The organism is Thermodesulfobacterium commune DSM 2178 (genome assembly GCF_000734015.1).
In the GTDB taxonomy this organism is placed as follows: domain Bacteria; phylum Desulfobacterota; class Thermodesulfobacteria; order Thermodesulfobacteriales; family Thermodesulfobacteriaceae; genus Thermodesulfobacterium; species Thermodesulfobacterium commune.
Genome location: NZ_CP008796.1, coordinates 1,142,667 through 1,163,946 on the forward strand (window position 1 = coordinate 1,142,667; position 21,280 = coordinate 1,163,946).

The 21,280-nt window shown below is 39.7% G+C and carries 21 protein-coding genes; 1 reads left to right on the plus strand and 20 read right to left on the minus strand.

What is annotated here, in order from left to right:
* Nucleotides 1–5 precede the first annotated feature (5 nt).
* Complete coding sequence (locus HL41_RS05825) at nucleotides 6–1,775, plus strand: TonB-dependent receptor plug domain-containing protein (protein WP_038060159.1); 1,770 nt, start codon at nucleotides 6–8, stop codon at nucleotides 1,773–1,775.
* A gap of 47 nt (nucleotides 1,776–1,822) precedes the next feature.
* On the opposite strand, the gene rbr is transcribed toward HL41_RS05825, so the two are convergent.
* The 20 genes from rbr to tpiA all read right to left on the minus strand — a co-directional run bounded on the left by rbr (nucleotide 1,823) and on the right by tpiA (nucleotide 21,272).
* The gene (rbr, locus tag HL41_RS05830) at nucleotides 1,823–2,398 is read right to left on the minus strand and encodes a rubrerythrin (protein WP_038060158.1); all 576 of its coding nucleotides are present in this window, start codon (nucleotides 2,396–2,398) and stop codon (nucleotides 1,823–1,825) included.
* Nucleotides 2,399–2,621: 223 nt separating this feature from the next.
* On the minus strand, nucleotides 2,622–4,898 hold the full coding sequence (locus HL41_RS09090; RefSeq protein ID WP_051754535.1) for a flagellar hook-basal body complex protein: 2,277 nt from the start codon (nucleotides 4,896–4,898) through the stop codon (nucleotides 2,622–2,624).
* 33 nt (nucleotides 4,899–4,931) lie between these two features.
* Nucleotides 4,932–6,335, minus strand: coding sequence for a flagellar hook protein FlgE (locus HL41_RS05840; RefSeq protein WP_038060157.1), 1,404 nt, complete (start codon nucleotides 6,333–6,335; stop codon nucleotides 4,932–4,934).
* Nucleotides 6,336–6,338: 3 nt separating this feature from the next.
* On the minus strand, nucleotides 6,339–7,019 hold the full coding sequence (locus HL41_RS05845; protein ID WP_038060155.1) for a flagellar hook assembly protein FlgD: 681 nt from the start codon (nucleotides 7,017–7,019) through the stop codon (nucleotides 6,339–6,341).
* 14 nt (nucleotides 7,020–7,033) lie between these two features.
* On the minus strand, nucleotides 7,034–8,674 hold the full coding sequence (locus HL41_RS05850; protein ID WP_038060154.1) for a flagellar hook-length control protein FliK: 1,641 nt from the start codon (nucleotides 8,672–8,674) through the stop codon (nucleotides 7,034–7,036).
* A 178-nt stretch (nucleotides 8,675–8,852) separates the two neighbouring features.
* On the minus strand, nucleotides 8,853–10,301 hold the full coding sequence (locus HL41_RS05855) for an NADH-quinone oxidoreductase subunit N (RefSeq protein WP_038060153.1): 1,449 nt from the start codon (nucleotides 10,299–10,301) through the stop codon (nucleotides 8,853–8,855).
* A gap of 13 nt (nucleotides 10,302–10,314) precedes the next feature.
* Entirely contained in the window at nucleotides 10,315–11,784 is a 1,470-nt protein-coding gene (locus tag HL41_RS05860; protein WP_038060151.1) for an NADH-quinone oxidoreductase subunit M, read from the minus strand.
* A 16-nt stretch (nucleotides 11,785–11,800) separates the two neighbouring features.
* Nucleotides 11,801–13,753: an NADH-quinone oxidoreductase subunit L gene (gene nuoL, locus HL41_RS05865; protein ID WP_051754536.1), complete on the minus strand. Its 1,953-nt coding sequence runs from the start codon at nucleotides 13,751–13,753 to the stop codon at nucleotides 11,801–11,803.
* A 5-nt stretch (nucleotides 13,754–13,758) separates the two neighbouring features.
* The gene (nuoK, locus tag HL41_RS05870; protein WP_038060150.1) at nucleotides 13,759–14,061 is read right to left on the minus strand and encodes an NADH-quinone oxidoreductase subunit NuoK; all 303 of its coding nucleotides are present in this window, start codon (nucleotides 14,059–14,061) and stop codon (nucleotides 13,759–13,761) included.
* Between the two features lie 7 nt (nucleotides 14,062–14,068).
* Entirely contained in the window at nucleotides 14,069–14,614 is a 546-nt protein-coding gene (locus HL41_RS05875) for an NADH-quinone oxidoreductase subunit J family protein (protein WP_051754537.1), read from the minus strand.
* A 2-nt stretch (nucleotides 14,615–14,616) separates the two neighbouring features.
* Nucleotides 14,617–15,168 (minus strand): NuoI/complex I 23 kDa subunit family protein, encoded by a 552-nt coding sequence (locus tag HL41_RS05880; RefSeq protein WP_051754538.1) that lies wholly within the window; start codon nucleotides 15,166–15,168, stop codon nucleotides 14,617–14,619.
* A gap of 13 nt (nucleotides 15,169–15,181) precedes the next feature.
* The gene (gene nuoH / locus HL41_RS05885; RefSeq protein WP_051754539.1) at nucleotides 15,182–16,162 is read right to left on the minus strand and encodes an NADH-quinone oxidoreductase subunit NuoH; all 981 of its coding nucleotides are present in this window, start codon (nucleotides 16,160–16,162) and stop codon (nucleotides 15,182–15,184) included.
* A gap of 9 nt (nucleotides 16,163–16,171) precedes the next feature.
* Nucleotides 16,172–17,401: an NADH-quinone oxidoreductase subunit D gene (locus HL41_RS05890; RefSeq protein WP_038060149.1), complete on the minus strand. Its 1,230-nt coding sequence runs from the start codon at nucleotides 17,399–17,401 to the stop codon at nucleotides 16,172–16,174.
* 3 nt (nucleotides 17,402–17,404) lie between these two features.
* On the minus strand, nucleotides 17,405–17,917 hold the full coding sequence (locus HL41_RS05895; RefSeq protein WP_038060147.1) for an NADH-quinone oxidoreductase subunit C: 513 nt from the start codon (nucleotides 17,915–17,917) through the stop codon (nucleotides 17,405–17,407).
* 3 nt (nucleotides 17,918–17,920) lie between these two features.
* The gene (locus tag HL41_RS05900) at nucleotides 17,921–18,436 is read right to left on the minus strand and encodes an NADH-quinone oxidoreductase subunit B (RefSeq protein WP_038060146.1); all 516 of its coding nucleotides are present in this window, start codon (nucleotides 18,434–18,436) and stop codon (nucleotides 17,921–17,923) included.
* Nucleotides 18,427–18,780: an NADH-quinone oxidoreductase subunit A gene (locus HL41_RS05905; RefSeq protein WP_038060145.1), complete on the minus strand. Its 354-nt coding sequence runs from the start codon at nucleotides 18,778–18,780 to the stop codon at nucleotides 18,427–18,429. The genes HL41_RS05900 and HL41_RS05905 overlap by 10 nt, the downstream gene beginning before the upstream one ends.
* Entirely contained in the window at nucleotides 18,781–19,209 is a 429-nt protein-coding gene (locus HL41_RS05910; RefSeq protein WP_038060144.1) for a 4Fe-4S dicluster domain-containing protein, read from the minus strand.
* A 119-nt stretch (nucleotides 19,210–19,328) separates the two neighbouring features.
* A complete protein-coding gene (locus tag HL41_RS05915) occupies nucleotides 19,329–20,030 on the minus strand; it encodes a hypothetical protein (RefSeq protein ID WP_038060143.1) in 702 nt (233 codons plus the stop codon).
* Nucleotides 20,031–20,480, minus strand: coding sequence for a CoA-binding protein (locus tag HL41_RS05920; protein ID WP_038060142.1), 450 nt, complete (start codon nucleotides 20,478–20,480; stop codon nucleotides 20,031–20,033). It lies immediately after the preceding gene.
* A gap of 30 nt (nucleotides 20,481–20,510) precedes the next feature.
* Nucleotides 20,511–21,272, minus strand: coding sequence for a triose-phosphate isomerase (tpiA, locus tag HL41_RS05925; RefSeq protein ID WP_038060141.1), 762 nt, complete (start codon nucleotides 21,270–21,272; stop codon nucleotides 20,511–20,513).
* Nucleotides 21,273–21,280 lie beyond the last annotated feature (8 nt).

The window sequence follows — 21,280 nt, forward strand, 5'->3', positions numbered from 1 at the left end:
CAAAGATGGGGATAGGCAGGATTTTAGGATTAGGAGGGGTTTTGTGGTTTTTATTTAACACAAATGCAGAGGCTGAAAACAGCGAAAAGATTACCTCAGTTTTTCTTGAGGAGGTCAAGGTTACAGCCCCGGCAAGTGTTGAAACGGTTGAACGTGTCTCTCAAGAGGTAAAAGTGTTGAAAGAGGGTTGGGAGTTAAAGATCGGGCCTGAGAGGTTTTCTAATTTGCAATTTAGAGAAAGAGGAGAGTTTGGGGTGCAGCAGGATCTTTCTATCAGAGGTTCTACGTTTGAGCAAAATCTGGTAGTTTTTGAGGGTATAAGACTTTCTGACCCTCAAACAGGGCATCATCTTATGAACCTTCCTTTCACTCAAGAAGAGCTTTCTTCTGTAGAGTTGCTGGCAGGAGGAGCAAGTGCCCTTTATGGCCCTGGTGGTTTTGGTGGAGCCATCAACTTTAACCTCAAAAAGCCAGAAAAGGGAGTTTTTTTATCAGGAGGATACGGAAGCTATGACCTATGGGAGATGAAAGGTAGCTTAGGTTTTGAATTAGGAAACACCCCTTTAGGAATTAATCTTTCTCAGCAGAAATCAAACGGTTTTATCTGGAACCGAGATTTTGACATAAGAACTTTTAATACCTACGTAAAAGACCAAAGTAAACTAATTTTTTATGGTTTTCAGGAAAAAGACTTTGGGGCAAGAAATTTTTATACCACTAAATACAACACAGAATGGGAAGAAACAAGGACCCATCTTTTTGTAGCCAAAAAGAATTTTTACGGAAATTCATGGTTTTTTGAGCCTGCACTGCTATACAGAATCCATTATGATACTTATCTTCTTGATCGCAATAATCCAGACTTTTATAAAAACCAGCACAAATCTCAGGTATTAAGGGCAAACTTGCCTTTAAGGTTAGAAAAAAGACTTGCTGACTATGTGGTTGGAGTTGAGGCTTCTTATGAAACCCTTGATAGCTCAAGGCTGGGAGACCATGTTAGACAAGGGTTAGGGGCTTATTTTTGGATATATCCGAAGATAAGTGATAAATTTTTCCCAAGCCTTGGGGTTCGATATGACAGCCTGGCTAAGAATGAAGACCTCTTTTCTTACTACTTAGGGCTTGCCTATCTGATCAACCCTAAGCTAAAAACCAGGGCCTCTTTTAGTTTTTCCTATAGAGCTCCAAGCTTTACAGAACTATACTATGATTCGCCTTATACCAAGGGTAACCCTGGTCTTTCTAACGAAAAGGCCTATAACTCAGAAATAGGTTTTGATTATAAGACCTCACACGTTGCTCTTTCAGGAACGCTTTTTTATAGAACAGGGAAAGACATCATAGACTGGATAAAGGTAGGAGCTATAACTCAAGCTCAAAACATAGAGGAACTAAAAACCTTGGGAGCTACCATGGACTTAAACATAGCATTTAACAGGATTAAACCGTTTCTAAGCTATACCTACTTAAACCAGGTAGCCAAAAACCTAAGTTCAGCCAGATACCAGGGTTCTTATCTAAGACATAACTTAGTAGGTGGGGTTTATGCAAAACTTCCCTGGGATATAGATTTGATCGTTAGCGCCAACCTGAGAAAACCCTATCGAGCTAATGAGATATACCTTTTAAACCTGGAATTGAAAAAACAGTTTAAAACCGGGGTTGGCCTTAGTTTATGGGGAAAAAACCTTCTTGACGAAGAATACGAGGAAATAAAAGGGGTAAAGGCCTGGCCTCAAACCTTTGGGTTAAGAATAGAGTTTAAAAAGTAATCTGTTTAAAGGGGCGTTAACGCCCCTTTAAACCATTTAAAAGATTTTTACCAGTTTTCACAGACTAATTCAAAGTAGGCTCTTGGGTGGTCGCAAGAAGGACACTTTTCAGGTGCTTCAAGTCCTCTGTGAATATAACCGCAGTTTCTGCATCTCCAGATGACTTCTATCTTTTTCTTGAAAACCGTTCCTTCCTTCAGGTTGTTGGCTAAAGCAAGGTATCTTTTTTCATGAAACTGCTCAGCTATAGCTATGGCTTCAAACACTCTGGCGATTTCCTCAAAACCCTCTTCTCTTGCGATCTTAGCAAAGGTAGGATACATTACTTTATATTCATAGTTTTCTCCACTTGCTGCATGAAGCAGGTTTTCAAGGGTGTTTCCCAATTTTCCTGCAGGAAACTTAGCGGTAATCTCTACCTCTCCTCCTTCTAAAAACTTATAAAGCCTTTTTGCATGCTCCTTTTCCTGGTTAGCAGTCTCCTCAAAGATAAAGGAAATCTGTTCAAATCCCTCTTTTTTAGCTATAGAGCTGTAAAAGGTATAACGGTTACGCGCCTGGGACTCTCCAGCAAAGGCAGTCAAAATGTTCTTTTCTGTCTGGGTGCCCTTTAGACTTTTCATACCTAACCTCCTTATTATTTTTTTTATTTAAGAATTATTATAATATATTTTCTCTAAAAGTCAAGACATCTTTACAGGTTTTTTAAATTATTTTTTTATAATCTTTGAGCCTTCATCTAACCAATAGATAACAATCTTATTTAGGAGATGTAAGGGTTAGATTAGGGAAAAAGAAAGATACCCTGGGAAGGGTTAGTTAGCCTTCCCAGGGAGAACCAAAAAATTATCTCTTAAGGTTTATCAGTTCTTCAAGCATAGTATCTGAGACGGTGATGATACGGGAATCAGCCTGGAAGCCTCTCTGAAAGATAATCATTTTTACAAACTGTTCTCCCAGGTCTACGTTAGACTGTTCTATCGAGTTAGGAGCTATCGTTCCAAGGCCATTGCTACCTGGTTTACCTGTCACAGGAGGCCCTGAGTGGGTGGTTTCTTTAAAGAGATTACCCCCTACTTTTTGGAGCCTTTCAGGAGCGTTAAAGTTTGCCAAAGAAACCATCCAGAGAGGAATAACCCTTCCGTTAGAATAATTGCCGGTGATAATACCTTGGTTGTCTACAGTTATACTTTCAAGAGCTCCTGGGCCAAAACCGTCTTGGTCGTAAAAAATGGTGGCATTAGAGGTTGCGTATTGCGTAGTTCTTACAGATTCAGACCTCCAGGAGTCTTTAAAAAAGTATCCAAAGTTTAATTCTATTTGCTGAAGGTCATTTCTTACAAGACCTTGATCTTGCGAGTTTGGTGGGTAAATATCATATGGAAAATCTATGCCCAAAAAGTCGGCTATCATAAGGGGGTAACCATGTGGACCAAGGGCTGAAAATTTATCCACCGGGTCTGGAACAGGATTACCAGAGGTATCTACTACCTGAACTAAAGCCCCAGTGTTTGCATCCACTCTGTAAGTTTCATAAAACTTTTTTACATTTCCTTGGTTATCAAATTCAAGCCTACCATACATCAAGACCCCTTTTAAACTCTTAGCCTGTACATTACCTGAAAGTATTTGAAGTTTTTGAGTAATCGTTCCTTCTTCGTATTGCCACTGCATAGGAAGAGTATCTTTGGTAAAATCTCTCATATCTTCATTAGGGTTACAAGCCACCAAAAATTCGTAAACGTTATCTTTGGTGGTAGGGTTATAGTAAACCGTAATCTCATGTGGGGTTCCAAGAGAATCATAAACTGTAAGGGTTGTTCTGTAAGAATAGGCAGTAGAAGGTATAGGAACATCCTGTCTTGCATCCCAGTATGAAAGAAGGGTGTCAGTTTCCTGTAAAGTAAACACTGTGGCAGTTGGTGTACCACCACCATACCCTAAGTTAGACCAGTCTAAGTTGATCCTTTGAGTGGTTCCATCAAGAAAAAAGAAAATGTTCGTTTCATCCGAGTTATCACCTTTTACAAGGAGGGTCCCTGTCTCTTGAGTAGGGTCATCAGGGTTAGTTGCTGGAGTTGCGGCAGGATTTTCAAAAACCCTGTAGTCCCATCTGCTATCCGTACTATCATACCTTATATAAACACGTAGCTTCCTTTGCGTTCCGTTAGCATCTATTACCTGAGGATCAGTAGGAGCAATAAAGTCTATATATTCCCAGGTATCTGGGTCTACATCACCTGACAGTTCTATCCTTCCTGTTCTTCCTGGCATCTTAATGTCGTTGGGACCGTTTACATGGGTAACACCGCTCCAGTCAAAACTTATCACCTCTTTGGTAGAAGGGAGCTCAAAGGAGACTCTGGTTGAGGTGCTGTCTACCGCACTAACTATCGGTTGATTGGTTTCCAAATTATAAATTTCGTAAGCCCATTTTTGGGTTGCTGCATTATACCCGAGTCTTATTCCTATCTTATTGTCTTTACCGTCTACGTCCCTTATTACTACTTCATAATAGCCTGTAGGAGGGAAATAGGTATAGTTCCCGTCTGAAGGGTCGTCGTATAGATTTCCGCTTAAAAAAATAAGCTTGGTTCTCGTTTCCTCTCTTGCATCCAAGTTTGTGATAACATCTATTTTGGAAGTTTTAACCGGAGGAGAAGAGCGGTCTATTTGAATGTCGGTGATAGCACCGGTTATGTCTCCAGTTATCTCATCTATCCTCCATCCTTGCACCCTTAACCCACCTGCATTAACTAAATATCCCTCTTTATCTATCACAAACTGCCCATCTCTGGTATAAAAGGTGTTTCCTGTGCCTTTAGGATCTTTTACGATAAAAAAACCTGCTCCGGCTATAGCCATATCAGTTGGGTTAGCTGTTGATTCAAAAGACCCTTGAGTAAAAAGCGGATAAAGTGCCTGAATACTTGCTCCTCTCCCAAGTTGTCCTGAACCAGCCCCAGTATTGATACTTTGTGCCATAACATCGCTAAAAGAGATCCTGGCACCTTTAAAAGCTGTGGTATTTAAATTAGAAACATTGTCTCCGATTACACTCATCCCATGGCCAAGGGCTCTTAATCCACTTGTTCCTGTAAACAAGGCATCGGTCAAACCCATATTAACACCCCCTTATATTTTTATCGGATTTTTTTATCGTTTACTTAAAAAATCTTCTAACATCTGGTCTGCGGTGGTTATCACCCTGGTATTGCTCTGAAAAGCCCTTTGCAAGGTAATTAAACTCACCATCTCCGAAGCTAAATCTACGTTTGAGTTTTCGAGGGCTCCAGAAAGAAGTCTTCCTCTTTCAAACACCCCAGGAGAGAAGATAAACGGCTGAGCACCTTCTCTGGCCATAAAAAGTCCGTTTCCTACCTTAATTAAATTTTCTTCATAACCAGAAAAATCTGCCAAGAAGATCTTTGAAACCTCTATGTTCTTATTGTTGGTATACCAGGCAACCACCTTACCTTCTTCAGTAATCACCTCTATCTTGTCAAACACTCCCATTGGATAGCCATCTTGGTTAAAATACAGCTGAGCAAAAGGATTAGCTTGAAGCTTACTGGAGTTAACAAATCTCGTTATACTTCCGTCTGGTTCTACTCTAAAACCAAGATTTAAGGTTATGGAGTGGGTAGCCCCTCCTATGTTTACCTGAAACTGTGGCCTACCAAGTGCGGTTAAATCCATCGGTGGGTCAACTGTGGGGTCAAAGGAAGAAGGGTTGGTTATCTCCCAAAAATTAGCCCCCACTATATCTCCGTTACCTCCAAAATATAGCCTTCCATACAGAAATGCCCCTTGATATTTCCCTGAACCTCTTCCGTCTAAGGTGGGGTCTTCCAGGGCAAACAAAAGCTCATATTCATTAAGATTTGAAGTGCGGTCTACATAAAGTTTAAAGTTAGTCTTGTTCCCAAAGGCATCATAACCATAAAGATCAAAGACGTAGTCAAACTTCTGGTTTTCTATTATATCAGAAGAGGTTGCATCATAACTTTGCCAAAGGGGATCGTCTATAGGTTCAACAGGTTTGGTGCTATCGAAGATAAGTTGAAGGTCTATGTTAGAGGTGCTTTTAGGAGGCATAACCTTAGGGATGAGATATGGTTTAAGATTGGTTAAATCGGCTGAAGTTGCATCTGGATCTGAACCCAAAAGGTAAAGTCCCATACTGTTTTGTAAGGCCAAGTGTTGTTCGTCTACCTGGTTAACAAAAAACTGTCCATCTCGAGTATAAAAAATATTTCCTTTTTGGTCTGAAACCACAAAGAAGCCCTTACCAGAGATGGCAAGGTCAGTTGGAGAATCTGTGGTTACGATAGCCCCTTGGTTAAAAAGCGTTCTTATAGCCTTTACGTTACTTCCCAACCCTTTTTCCTTCCTAAAAGTTTCTCCATAAGCCTCTACCAGGGCATTGGCAAACTCATATCTCCCTCCTTTAAACCCGGTAGTGTTAAGGTTAGAGATGTTGTCTGCAGAAACGTTCATCCCCATAGAAGTGGTTAACACCCCGCTATATCCTATATACATGACACCAAAAAGTCCCATCCTTTAACCTCCTATCAATTCTTTGATGTCAGAAAGTTGGATTTCCTGGACTCCGTTTATCACAAGCCTGTTTTCTTCCCCTAACTTAGCTCCTGTTACCCTAGCTACCATCGTAGGTTTTACCGAATTGACTGTTTTACCGTCATAAAGAAGGACAGAAAAGGTATAGTTACCATCAGGCACAAGATTTCCCGCCTGGTCTTTTCCATCCCATTCTATCTTATGGATCCCTTCTTTAAGGTCTGTAAGGGTTATCTTTTTTATCAGATTACCTTTAGAATCCCTTATAACTATTTCTCCTCCAGTGACAAACCCCTCAACCTTAAACTCACCCCCTAAAAACTGACCTTGCTCTACCCTTCCTATGTTTGAATCTACCTTTACCTTTTTATCTACCAAACTTGAGACATAGGTAAGATTAAGGTTTTTACCAAGGTCAACCAAACTCTTTAAGGTGTCGTTTATGTTAAAAAGCTGGTCTACCTGATTGAACAAAGCAAGTTGAATAGCCATATCGTTGTTTTCAAGAGGTTTCATAGGGTCTTGATACCGAAGTTGAGTAACAAAAAGTTTTATAAAATCATCTTTTTGTAAAACTTTTTTAGGTGTTCTCTGGGTATTCTGAGAAGAGCTGTTTACTGAACTAATGGTAGAACTATTGGTGTTAACCGGGGTGGTAGCCATAACCTTTTTCCTCCTTAAACGATAAAATAATGTTTCCCTTTTAGGTTTTTGAACCCTTTCTCAAGAGGTAAAATATTAAGATCTTGATTTTGTGCTTCTAAATCAGTCTTTAACCCTTTAGTCCCCTCTCTTTTCTCTCCAGATCCACCTGCAAAACCCTGATAACCCCAGTTGAGCTGAGTCTGGAAATCTTTAAGAGAAAGCCCAAGCTCTTTTAAACTTTCTTTTATGGCTTCAACGTTATTTTGAAGTTCACGAAAGGCTTCTTCTTTCTCCACCCTGGCTACGATGATTACCTCTTTTTCTTTAACCTTAATCTCTAAATCAAGACCTCCTAAATGGGGAGGTTCAAGCCTTACATAAGCCTTCTTTTCTCCTTCTGGAAGAACCTCTGCCGAAAACCTCTTCACAAACTCAAAAAACTGAGGAGACATCTTATCTCCTTCTAAAAACTTTACAGTCTCTATATTTACCAGGTGCTGGTCGTTAGACCTTAGGTGAGACACTTGATGATAAAAAAATTGGAACCGAGTTAACCCTCCCTGTCCTTCTTGAGAAAACCCTTGTTTCTCTTTTAATAAAGCAATACCCTCGGCTAAAAAGGATCCTTTTTCTTTAACTCTTTCAAAATATCTTTCAAACATCCCGGCAGTTTTATCTAAAACCTCTTGAGGACCTGAAGGCTTAGTAGATAATCCCTTAATCACCTCAAACGGGGCTTCAGTTAAGTTCAAACCCTTTACTTCTGCATTTCTCTCCCCTAAAATAGTCTGTTGTTCAAACAATCTTTCTCTCAACTTATTAAACAAACTATCAACAACCTGATTATTGGTTATAAAACCTTCCTTTAAACGTGCCTCAGCTTGATTTACAACCTCTAACAACCTTGGCTTTAACTCTAAAAAGTTTTTATCAGAAAAAACCTCACTCTTTAGCTTTTCTTCAAGTTTTTGTATCAAGTTCTGAAAAGATAAAACATCTTCCTTCCCTAAAACTGTTTGTAATTTTTCTCCTTGGAGTAAATTTTGCTCTTCCTCCGTAACAGACAGATCATTTTTTATCTTAAAAAACGAATAAGCCCAAAGAGATGTCATCTCTTCGTTAGGCTGAAATCCAGTTTCTATCTTATGATTTAGCCAGATTAGAAAATCGCTTTTAAGGTCAGGCAAAAATAAAAGTTTGTTCAATTCTTCATAAACCCTAAGTTTTTCTGAGGGATTATTTAAAAATTTATCCAAAAGTTCTCCCAAGCCCTTTTGGTTTAGATTTAACCCAGAAACCTCTGTTAATCCTTCTTTAGATATGGATTGAATAACTCCATCCAAGTTAATACCTGTCCTATCAACCAAATATCCCCAAAACAAAAAACTCCACACACCTTGCAGGTCCTCATCTTGAGCTTGGTCTTTTTGAAAAATCTTAGTGTGAGACAGACCTTCAGTTTGTGTTCCTTTAGTCTGTATTAAACCCTGAACTTGGTCTGCGTTTATACCCTGAGAACTCAACAGCTGAGAAGAAGGATCTCCGTTAGAAAGCAAATAAAGAAGGATAACTTGTAGAAAGTTAAATTCCTGATTAATCTCTCCTGAAATACCCCCATTAGATAAAAAAAGGTTGCCACAGGAACAATTATTTGAATTTAAATTTATCTTCATCTTAGCTCCCCTCAAGGCTTTTTTAATTTAAAATCAAAAAGTGTGCCTAAATTTGAAAACTTAGGCTTTGGCAAAACTTAAGAAAAATGAAAGGTTAGCCGAAAAGGAGTTAGATCAGGGCAGGAAAAATTAGTCCTGTTTATTGATAAAGAGAAGGGAAAAGATTTCCTAAAGGTGTTTAGTATGGATAAAAAAGAAAGGTAAGATAAAGATAAAGGGTTCTGTAAACCATGTCTACCCAAGGTTTGGGGTAGATACCGATCAAAAGGGTAAGAAAAGCGGTTATACTCACAGGGAACCAAACCCCAGGTTCCCAACGGTAGGAAAAGGTTTCCTCAGTTTTTTCCATGTAGATAAACTTTAAAACCCTAAGATAAGGATAAGCCCCTATCACTGAAAAAAGAACAGCTAAGATAGCTACCCAGATATATCCTGACTTAACCAAACCGATAAAAAGATAAAATTTTCCCATAAAACCTGCTGTCGGAGGAATCCCTGCTAAAGCAAACATAAAAATCAAGGTTAAAAAACTAAGCCCAGGGGAGATTTGGCTCAAGCCTGACAGTTTAGGTATATAAAGAAGATCCTTTTGGTAGTTGGCCAAAAACACCGCTATACTAAACATTCCTATGGTCATGATAAGATAAACCCAAAGGTAAAAAATCGTAAAGCTATAGCCTATCAGGTCTCCAGTAATCAGGCCTAAACCAGCATAACCTGCATGTGCAATAGAGGAAAAGGCAAGCATCCTTATCAGATGGTCTTGCTTGATAGCAAGCACATTTCCGATAAGAATGGTTAACAAAACCACAGGAATAAGTATTTGCCCTATCTTGGCTTTTAAAGGAATAAAGGCTACCATAAGCAACTTTATCAGACAGGCTATAACCACAAACTTGATTATGGAGGCGATAAAGGAGGTTATAGGCAAGGGTGCGCTTTCATAAGCATCAGGAGCCCACATATGAAAAGGCACAAAGGACATCTTCACCGAAAAACCTGCCAAAATAAACAAAAATCCTAACAGCACATAGGTTAACTCTGCCTTACCAAACAGACTTTGGGCAATCTGCATAAAAAACAAAGATCCGGTAGCACTATAAACCAACCCCATACCCAAAAGTAAAAATACCGACCCCATAGCTCCAGCCAGGAAGTATTTAAAAGAACCTTCTAAGGATTTACGCTGTTGGGCAAAGTTTAACGCTATCAAAAGGTATACAGGGAAACTCATCAGCTCCATCGAAAGATACATGGTGATCAAATCCATAGAAGAAAGCATCAAAAAAGCACCTATCAGAGAAAGGATCAAAAACCCATAATACTCCCCGTAGTTAAGCTGTGAATGATAGGTAAGATAGTTCTTAGAAAGGATAACAACCAAAAAGGCACCAAACAAAACGATAAACTTAAAGACTATCGAGAAAAAATCGTTTTGATAACTTAACGTAAACCCTCCAAAAGGCGAGATTAAAAGCACACCACTTGCTATCAAAAGAGACAAAAGGGTTAACCAAAAGGCATATCCTTTGTTTTTAAAAAATCTATCAAAAAGAAAAACAAAACAACCTACTAGCAAAAGAAGAATCTCAGAAAGTATTACTCCAAAGTTAAGCTCTATGGTCATAACTTTTAGCCTCCTAAAACCTTAGGTTATTAAGTAAATGCTCGATTGAGGTGGTCATGTAGTCTAAAAAGAGTTTAGGATAAAGCCCTATCAAGAACACCAGAACCAACATAGGCAGCAAGGATAAAAATTCGTTAACCCTTAAAGGTGCTAACCTTTCTATATTAGGATTTACCCTTTCAAAAAATACCCGCTGGTAAAGCCAAAGCATATAACCTGCCCCGATGATAAGACCTAAGGCAGCGAACACAACCAAGAGTTTGTTGGTAAAGAAAGTCCCTAAAAGGATCAGAAACTCCCCGATAAAACCGTTGGTTCCTGGAAGGCCGATCGAGGCTAACGTAAAAATCATAAAAAAGGTAGCATAAACAGGCATGACAGAGGCAAGCCCTCCATAATAGCTTATCGCACGGCTATGAGTACGGTCATAAACAATGCCTACACACATAAACAAAGCACCGGTTACGATTCCATGGTTAATCATCTGTAAGATAGCTCCTTTCATAGCTATAGGATTAAAGGCAAAAATTCCCAGGGTTACAAAACCCATATGACTAACCGAGCTATAGGCAATAAGCCTTTTTAAGTCATCCTGAGCAAGACAGGCCAAACCTCCGTAGATGATAGCTATCACCGAAAGTAAAAGTAATAACGGAGCAAACTCCTGGGCTGCATGAGGAAACATGGGTAACCCGAACCTTAGAAAACCGTATGCCCCAAGCTTAATCAAAATACCAGCTAAGATAACAGACCCAGCGGTAGGAGCTTCAGTGTGAGCATCAGGTAACCAGGTATGAACAGGCCACATAGGAATTTTTATCGCAAAGGCAAGGGCAAACCCTAAAAACAAAAGTTTCTCAGTCAAACCCCCAAGAGGAACCCCTAAAAGCTTGGTGTAATCAAAAGTTCCAAATTTAAGGAAAAGATAGATAATGGCAATCAGCATAAAAACTGACCCAAAAAAGGTATAGAGAAAGAACTTAAGGGTTGAATAGATCCTTCTTGGTCCTCCCCAAATCCCTATGATAAGATACATCGGAATAAGCATTGCCTCCCAAAATACATAAAAAAGAAGCAGGTCAAGGGCACAAAGGGTCCCTACAATCGCTATGTTGGTAAAAAGGAGAGCTAAATAAAACTCCCTCACCTTTTCCTTGATAGAATTCCAGGAAATGGTGATACAAAGTAAGGTGGTAAGGGTAGTAAGAGGTATAAAAAGGATGCTTATACCGTCTACCCCAAGAAAATAATAACTGTTTAAAGAGTCTATCCAGAGTCTCTTTTCTACAAACTGAAACCCAGGATTTTGAAAATCAAAGGAAAATAGAAGTAAAACCGACAAACCAAAGTCTATCAACATCGTAAAAAGTGCTATGCATTTGGCTGTATATTCAAATCTTTTTCCTAAAAGAAAAATCGGTAAAGCCCCTAATAAAGGGAGCCATAATATTACCGAAAGTAGATTGTTTTGTAAAAACTCCATAAACCTTCCTCCGCTTCTATCTTAGGCAAAAATACAAAATAAAATAAAGAATAAGACCTACCAAGATAAAAGTATTGTAATGGTTAACAATTCCTGAGTGCACCGTCCTTAAACCTGAGCCTGCAAGACTTATAAGTTTGGCTGTACCGTTGATAATCCCTTCTATCAAAATACCGTCTGAAATCTTATTAACCATCCATTTGGCTGTCCATAAGGTAGAACGCACAAAAAGTAAATCATACACCTCGTCAAAATACCACTTGGCATATAAAAATCGGTAGACCGAAGGAAGGTTTTGGGATAACCAGAACTGAAGGCTCGGTCTTTTAAGGTAGACTATCCAAGCTAAAAGGATACCCAAAAAGGCTGCCATAACAGAAAGTCCCATCAAAAGATACTCAGTCTGGTGTTCCATGGGCAGGGTCTTTGGGTGTCCAAGAACCGACTCTAAAAAGTTTAAAAATACAGGGTCTCCTCCTAAGGAATGAGGAACTCCTAACCAACCTGCAAAAACAGCCCCTATACTTATCAAACAAAGAGGAATAACCATCGTCCTTGGGGACTCATGAGGATGGAAATCCTTTCTTCCCTTATATTCTCCAAAGAACACCCGAAACACTAACCTGAAGGTATAAAAAGCCGTTAAAAACGCCACCAAAAGCCCTGTAACCCAAACCAACTTACCCCAGGGATATTGAGAGAAATAGGCCATCGCAAGTATTTCGTCTTTACTAAAAAATCCGGAAAGCCCTGGGAAACCAGCCAAGGCTAATGCACCTATCATAAAGGTAACAAATGTATAGGGCATATACTTTCTTAACCCACCCATCTGCCTTATGTCGTTGGTATGAACCGCATGGATCACACTACCAGCACCGAGAAAAAGCAAAGCTTTAAAGTAGGCATGTGTAAAGAGGTGAAAAATTCCTGCAGCAAAGGCTCCTACCCCACAGGCCATAAACATATATCCCAGTTGAGACATGGTAGAGTAAGCGATGATCCTTTTGATATCAAACCTGGTAGGGGCGATGGTTGCTGCCATGAAACAGGTAAAAGCCCCCACAAAAGCTACCATAGCCATGGCATAAGAAGAAAGCTCAAAAAGACCATGGAGCCTTGCTACCATAAAGACCCCTGCGGTAACCATCGTAGCCGCATGGATAAGTGCTGAAACAGGGGTTGGACCTTCCATCGCATCAGGAAGCCAGGTATGAAGCGGAAACTGTGCACTTTTACCCATAGCCCCGCAAAAAAGTAAAAAGGCTATCAGAAAAGGCACATGGATTTCTAAACCTAAAAAGTCTATATATTTTTCAGACAAAAGAGGAAGCTTAGAGAAGACATCCTGATAGTAAAGCGCTCCTGTAAAATAAAACAGGGCAAACACCCCAAGGGCAAAACCAAAATCACCTACCCTGTTAACGATAAAGGCTTTTTTGGCTGCGTTGGCTGCACTCTTTTTCTCATACCAGAAACCAATCAAAAGATAAGAACAAAGCCCTACTGCCTCCCACCCTAAATAAAGTTGAACCACGTTGTTAGAAAGAACAAGCATCAGCATGCTAAACGTGAAAAGAGAGATGTAAGAAAAAAATCGATAATACCCAGGGTCTCCATACATGTAGCCGATAGAGTAAACATGAATAAGAAAGGATAACGAAAGCACCATCGTGGTCATTACTATAGAAAGAGGGTCAACCAAAAAACCTAATCCTACTTTCAAGTTGGAAGCAGAAATCCAGGTATAAAGGTCAAAATCAAAAATCTTTCCTGAAAGCACCTCAAACAAAACCTTTAAAGAGATCAGAAAACTTATGAAAATAGCTAAAACTGGAATCTGATGTGCCTTTTCCTGTAAATATTTCTTCCCAAAGATAAGGGTAAAAAGGCTACCTAAAAGGGGTATAAATGGAATAAGAAAAACCCAGAGGTTAAAATGGGTAATCAACTCATAAGGATGTTCTGCCATAAAAACTACCCCTTGTAATGGTTTATTTCTTCTGTATAAACGGTTTTAAGTTTTTTGTAGATCAATATAGCTAAGGTCAATCCGATCGCAGCCTCAGCCGCAGCCATCGCTATGATAAAAAACACCATCACATAACCAGTTATGTCTTTTTTAAAATAAGAAAGGGCAGCAAAAAGGATGATGATGGCGTTAAGCATAATCTCTATGGAAACCAAAACTACTATCAAATTTCTTCTCATCAAGAAACCAAAAAGCCCTATCAGAAAAAGGACCGATGATAGGATTAAATATGCCTCAAAAGGTACCATTTTTTTACTAAACCTCCTCCTCTGTAGTTTTAACTTTTCTTACCAAAAAGACCGCCCCTAAAACCGCTACCAGCAATATCACTCCTATAATCTCAAAAGGCAAAAGATAATAGTTAAAAAGATAATGGGCTATCCACCAAAGGTTGTCTTTTTCTAAAGGATTAAAGGGTAGTACTGCTTGCTCAAACTTTTTGGCTCCGTATATCAGGTAAAGATTAACCCCCATAAAACCTAAAAACAGCAAGAAAACCAAACTACAGAGGCAAAAACGTTTAACAAAGATACTGTGTTTTGTCTCTTTTCTCAGGTTTATCAGATAAACCACAAACAAAAACAAAACCAGCACCGCCCCTGCATATACAATCAGCTGTACAGCCATCAAAAACTCAGAGCCAAGGGTTAAAAGCAAAAAAGCCTGATGCACCACCATCACCAAAACCAAAAGTATGGTGTGTACTGGATTTTTCGAGAAAACCGCAAGCACACTTGAAACTACCATCGCAAAAGCCAGATACCCAAAAATAAGGCTGTTAAGATCTATGCCTAATCCCATGTTTAAACCCCTTTAGCCTTTCTTTTTACTATAGAGAAAAATCCCTCTGGGATACCCTTAGGTTTCCAGAATGGATTAAAGTAAGGCCTTTCAGCTTTAGCGATAAACTCATCCCAGTTTTTAAGCAACCTTTCCTGGTCAAAATAAAGGTCCTCTCTTTTTTCTCCTATGTATTGATAAAATTCTGTAAGCACCAGGGCATTTACCGGGCAAACCTCTACACAATACCCACAATACACACATCTTGAAGCATCTATCGCATACTCAGCTAACTGTCTTTTTTTCTTTCCTCCTTCTTCTATCTCTACAGTTTTGATGTAGATGCATCTTGAAGGGCAAACCCTTTCGCACCTATGGCAAGCCACACAGATAGGTCCCTGGGTAAGTTCACTTCTAACCAAAGCATGTCTTCCTCTAAATCCTGGATAAGGTTGAGGGATTACCTTGTCGTAGCATTCTATGGTAACAGGCTTTTCAAACAGTAATTTTTTAAGGGTTAAGGCTAATCCCTTTAAAATTTCTATCAAAAAAAGCTTTTCAAACAAGCTTTTCACCTTCCATTTCCTCCTAAAAAATCAGTTTTATCAAGGCTGTTAAAAACAGGTTTATCAAACCAAGAGGGATAAGCACCTTCCAACCAAGGTCCATAAGTTGGTCATAACGATATCTTGGGAGGGTAGCCCTTATCCAAATGTAAAAGAAAAGTAAGGCATAAACCTTTACCACAAACCAGAAAAAGGGAACATAAGGAACCTCAAAGGGCCCTGCCCAACCACCTAAAAAACAAGTAACTGCAAGGGCACTCATCACAAGCATTCCAAAATATTCTGCCAGATAAAAAAGGGCAAACCTCATTCCTGAGTATTCTACAAAATACCCTGCAACAAGCTCTGTCTCTGCCTCAGGCAAATCAAAGGGAGTGCGATTACACTCAGCTACCGCTGAAACGATAAAAACAAAAAATCCGAGCAACTGAGGGATAAGATAAACCTTAAAAGGTGAGTTTATCTGAGCTCTTACGATGTCTCCGAGGTTAAGGGACCCTGCCATCAAAACCACGCTTAAAAGGGCAAGGCTCATTGCTATCTCATAGCTTATCACCTGAGCACTGGCTCTGAGCCCTCCTAAAAAGGCATACCTTGAGTTAGAAGCCCATCCTGACAGTATAACTCCGTAAGCACTTAAAGAGCTTAAAGCCAGAATAAACAAAAGACCTACGTTTATGTTGCTTATCACAAAATTTTCCCAAAGAGGCACCAACGCTATCCCTGTTCCAGCACAAACCAGAGAGATAAAAGGGGCGATATAAAATACAGGCTTATCTACCTGAGCAGGAATGATGTCTTCCTTGGTAAGCAGTTTTAACATGTCAGCGATGGGTTGTAAAAGCCCTCTTGGTCCTACCCTGTTAGGTCCAAGCCTTTGTTGCATCCTGGCAATGATCTTTCTTTCTGCGTAGGTAAGATAGGCTACGTGTAAAAGGCTTACTATAAGCAGGATCACCGTTCCTGCCAAAAACCAAAACAGATTGGACCAAAGGTCTTCCATATATCCTCCTTACCTGTCAGAATCCCCTAAAACTATGTCAAGGGTCCCTATAATGGCTACCAGATCAGCAATCATATGCCCTTTTGTCATATGAGGAATGGCAGAGATATGTACAAAAGAGGGAGTCCTGATCCTAAGCCTCCAGGGTTTACTTGAACCGTCACTTATCACATAAACCGAAAGTTCACCCTTAGGGGATTCTATGGAAGCAAAGGCCTCCCCTACAGGGACAATCTCTTTTTCTTTTGGTTTAAACATAACTCCAAGCTTAGGATGGGGTTGAGCAGAAACTTCTCTCACCTTTTCTGGCATAAGAAGGTCAGGAGCATTTTCAGTCAACACCGGCTCCCCTTCGGTTTCAGATAGCTTGTCTAAACACTGTTTGATAATCCAGTTAGACTGACGAAGCTCCCTCATCCTTACTTTATAACGATCGTAAGTATCTCCATTTTGTCCTACAGGAACCTCAAACTCTACCTCAGGATAGGCATCATAGGGTCTAAATTTTCTTACATCATAAGGAACACCAGATCCCCTTAAACAAGGACCGGTAAGCCCTAAGTTAAAAGCCTCTTCAGCAGAAACTACCGCTATGTTTTTGGTTCGTTTAAGCCAGATACGGTTGGTATCGATCAAGGTCTCGTAGTCGGTAATCCTTTTAGGAAATTCCTCTACAAACCGATAGAGTTCCTCTATAACCTCAGGCTCAAAATCTCTTCTTACCCCACCTACTCTAACGTAGGTATGGGTGAGCCTTGCCCCACAAATCCTTTCATAAATGTTTAACAACCATTCTCTGTCCCTAAAACAGTAAAGGAAAACAGTCATCGCCCCTATATCAAGGGCATGGGTTGCAAGCCAGAGTAAATGACTACATATCCTTGCCATCTCCGAAACAATCGTTCTTATCAGCTTAGCCCTTCTTGGCACCTCAAGTTTGAAGAGTTTTTCAAAGGCAAGGGCAAAGGCTACGTTGTTTGCCGCAGAAGAAATATAGTCTAACCGGTCACTTAAAACGATGGTCTGGTTGTAGTTAAGGTTTTCTGCAAGTTTTTCTATTCCTCTATGGAGATACCCGATGATAGGGTCGCAGTTAACGATGGTTTCCCCTTCTAATTCAAGGAAAAGGCGTAAAACCCCGTGAGTAGAAGGGTGCTGAGGACCCATGTTTAGATAAAAAGGCTCTTCCCAGCTGTCTTTGCCTTTCTGTTTTTTATTAACCTCTAAAACTAAAGACATCCTTTAGCCTCTCCTCTTATACTTTTCTACCAAAGCCTTGTATGGTTCCCAGTCTTCTTCCTCTGAGAAAAGAGGATAATCCTTTCTTAAAGGATAACCCTTCCAGTCTTCAGGCATAAGCACCCTTCTCAAGTCAGGATGACCTTTAAAAACTATCCCAAACATATCAAAACACTCTCTCTCAAACCAGTTAGCCGCTTTCCATAGAGAGGTTACAGAATACTGCCAGGGGTCCTCTTCTGGAACCCTAACCTTTAACCTTAAAAGTTTTCTTTCATCTAAATTAAAAAGATGATAAACCACCTCAAACCTTTCCTCAAAGGTTTTAGGTTTATATCCTAAGTAGTCAACCCCACAAAGGTCTATCAGATGGATAAAACCTTTTTCTTGTTTAAGCCAGGTTATGAGGTCTAAAAAACCTTCTCTATTGCAAACCACCACTTCGCCGTCAACTTCCAGAAAACTTTCTTTCACTACCTCTGGAAACTTGACCTTTAACTCTTCATAAAGTCCCATACACTATCTCCAGTAACCCCATCTTTTGGTCTCTTTTTTAATCTTTTCCTGGAGTTGCAACAACGCATAAATCAGGGCTTCAGGACAGGGAGGGCAACCAGGTAGATAGATGTCTACCGGTAAAAACTGGTCTACCCCCTGAGCTACTGAATAGGTTCTAAAAATTCCCCCAGAGCAGGCACAACTTCCCATGGCAATCACATACTTAGGCTCTGGCATCTGGTCATATACCCTTCTTACGATCGGAGCCATCTTTTTGGTTACCGTACCTGCCACTATCAAAAGGTCTGCCTGACGAGGGGTAGCTCTAAAGATTATACCGTACCGGTCAAGGTCATAGTGACTGGCTCCAGTTGCCATCATCTCTATGGCACAGCAGGCAAGCCCAAAGGTAAGAGGCCACAAAGACCCTGCTCTTGCCCAGTTTATCACTTTGTCTATGGTAGTCACCACCACAGGGGCTCCAGGAACCTGTCTTACTCCAGGTGCTATCTCTATGGTAGATTTTTCTACTCCCATTTTAAAGCTCCTTCTCTCCAGGCATAAACATAGGCTACCAACAACAAAAACACAAAAACCGCGATTTCTACAAAACCAAACCAACCAAGGTCTTCAAAAACTACTGCCCATGGATAAAGAAAAACCAGCTCAACATCAAAAACCAAAAAAATCACAGCTATCAAATAAAACTTTACCTTAAGCGGAATCCTTGCATCCCACGAAACATCTATCCCACATTCATAAGGTTTAAACTTAGCAGGGTTAAACCTTCTTAAGGCAAAAAAATTGTTAGCTATCACCAATAAAGCCCCAAGAAGGAAAAGCAAAAAACCAAACAAAAAAATCCCTTGATATCCACTCATTTATTTTTCTTCCTCCTTAGGTTTAGGAGTTTCTTTAACTAGCTCTAAAGCCTGATTAGGACAAGCCTCTACACAATAAGGTAAAAGACCTGCCTTTACCCTTTCTAAACAAAGGTCACACTTGTTAATCCTGCCTGTTTTTTTGTTAAACTTAGGCACACCAAACGGGCAAGCCTCCTCACAGTTTCTGCATCCCACACACAGCTCCGGATAAAGCCTTACCACCTCTCCTTCTCTTTCTATAGCACCTACAGGACACACCGACGCACATTGAGGCCTTTTACACTGAAGACATGAAAAATAGTAAAACTTGCCCTCTATCTCATAAATAGCACAATTGCTCAATCCTTCATGATTTTCTGCACAAGCCTTAACACATTCCCCACAACCAGAACAACGTTCAGGATAATGCTTTATCTTATATTTCATCTATAACCTCTCTTTAACCAGGATAACTTGTTGGCTTTATCATTAAATCTCTAATCTCTGCTACCCCTTTTTAAACCACTTGTTAAATATTTCACATATCTTAAAAAGAACTTTTAACCTTAGACCTTAATTACCAGTATATCTTCATACTCGCTATTTTGCACCAGTCTACACTGTTCATAGAAACACATGAAAAGAAGAGCCAAAAAATAACAAACCACTTTTAACACATCGAGATCTCTGGTTTTTAGGAAATCTTCAAAATAAAAAGAAGGATTTTGTTGTAAAAACTGATAGACCTCATCTATGTAATCTTCTATCGAAACCTGTGGCAGCCTTTCTAAGACTTCTGTTTTAAGGGTTTCCCGTTGAAGCACCCTAAGAAGAGCCTGTAAAAGAAGGTTGAAGGCCTGTTGACTTTCTGGACTGGTTAAAAATTCATCTGAAGGTAGTTGAACCTCTGAACTTTTAGGTAAAAAAACTTTATCTTCGAGAACCCGGTCTAAGGGAATAAGGTTATAGTAGTGAAACTGTCTTTTTATTGAAATCTCTTCCTCAGGATAAGATTCCTCAGAAGGTTGAGGTTCCTCCTGAGGACGTGTGTTTAACAAAAAACAGCTTTTCCAGTAAAGGGCTTCAGAAAGTTTAACTATAAGCTCTAAAAATAAACCAGAAAAAAGCTTGGGAAGAGGGACGGTTGATAGGAGTGCCACAAATTCTGAAAGATTATACTTTAAAACCTCTTGTTTGTTTTTGGTAAAAATTCTTCTAAATTGCTCTAAATCTGTGTATACCTCTACCTCGCGTAAGTTTTCTGTCATCTATTGACCCATCTTTTTGCCTATTAAATGGACTTTTTTAAAACATTTATTCATCACCACTTTTATCCCGTGGGCCTCAGCAAGTTTTTTAGCTTCTTCGTTAATCACCCCCTCTTGCATCCAGATCACCTTAGGTTTTAAAGCCAATGCCTCTTCTACTATCGGTAAAACCATCTCAGGCTTTCTAAAAATAATCACTACTTCAGGATAAAGCTCTTCAGGGAGTTGAGATAAAGAAGGATATACCTTTTTCCCAAGGATTTCTTCCCTTACCGGGTTTATAGGGACTACTTCAAAACCTTCTTTTAGTAGATATTCCATTACCTGATAGCTTGGTCGATCTGGATTATGACTTGCCCCTACTATGGCCAATCTTTTGTATTTCTTAGGTATTTCTAAAATCTCTTGAGAAAGGTCGGTATAATCAGGTAAACTACACTGTTCTGTCATATCTTTTTCTCCCCCTCTGTAAAAGGCTCCTTAAAGGGCTACAGCACAAATTTTTAAGAACTTATCAGGGTCTAAAGAAGCTCCACCTACCAACACCCCATCTATGTTAGGTTGTTTGATAAGGCTTTCTATGTTTTCAGGGGTTACACTTCCTCCATAAAGGATTCTTATGGTTTCTGCCTTCTCTTTTCCATAAAGACCTGAAAGAAAATCTCTGATAAAACCATGGACTTCTTCAGCCTGTTCAGGGGTTGCGGTAATTCCTGTTCCTATAGCCCAAACTGGTTCATAAGCTATCACCAGATCCCTTCCACCCACCTCTTTAATCCCGTTTAAACCTGCCTCTAATTGTGATTTTATTACCTCTAAGGTTTTATTCTGCTGTCTTTCTTCGAGGGTTTCTCCAACACAAAGAATAGGGGTCAGCCCAAAACGAAAAACGCCTTCTGCTCTTTTTCCTACCAGTTCATTGGTTTCTCCGAAAATATGTCTTCTTTCTGAATGGCCTACTATCACATACTCAACCCCTAATTCCTTAAGCATCAAAGGAGAAACCTCTCCAGTAAATGCCCCTTTTTCCTCCCAACAAGCATTTTGCGCACCTAACTTTATCGGTGAGCCCTCGGTGAGTTTTCTTGAGTAAGCTAATGCTGTAAAAGGTGGAGCTATCATTATTTCTTTGGCTGAAAGGTCTATTGTTTCTAAGTCTTTAAGAAACTTCTCAAAATAGGCCTTTACTTCAGACAAAGTTTTGTGCATCTTCCAGTTTCCAGCTAAAAGAACCTTTTTCATAAATCTAA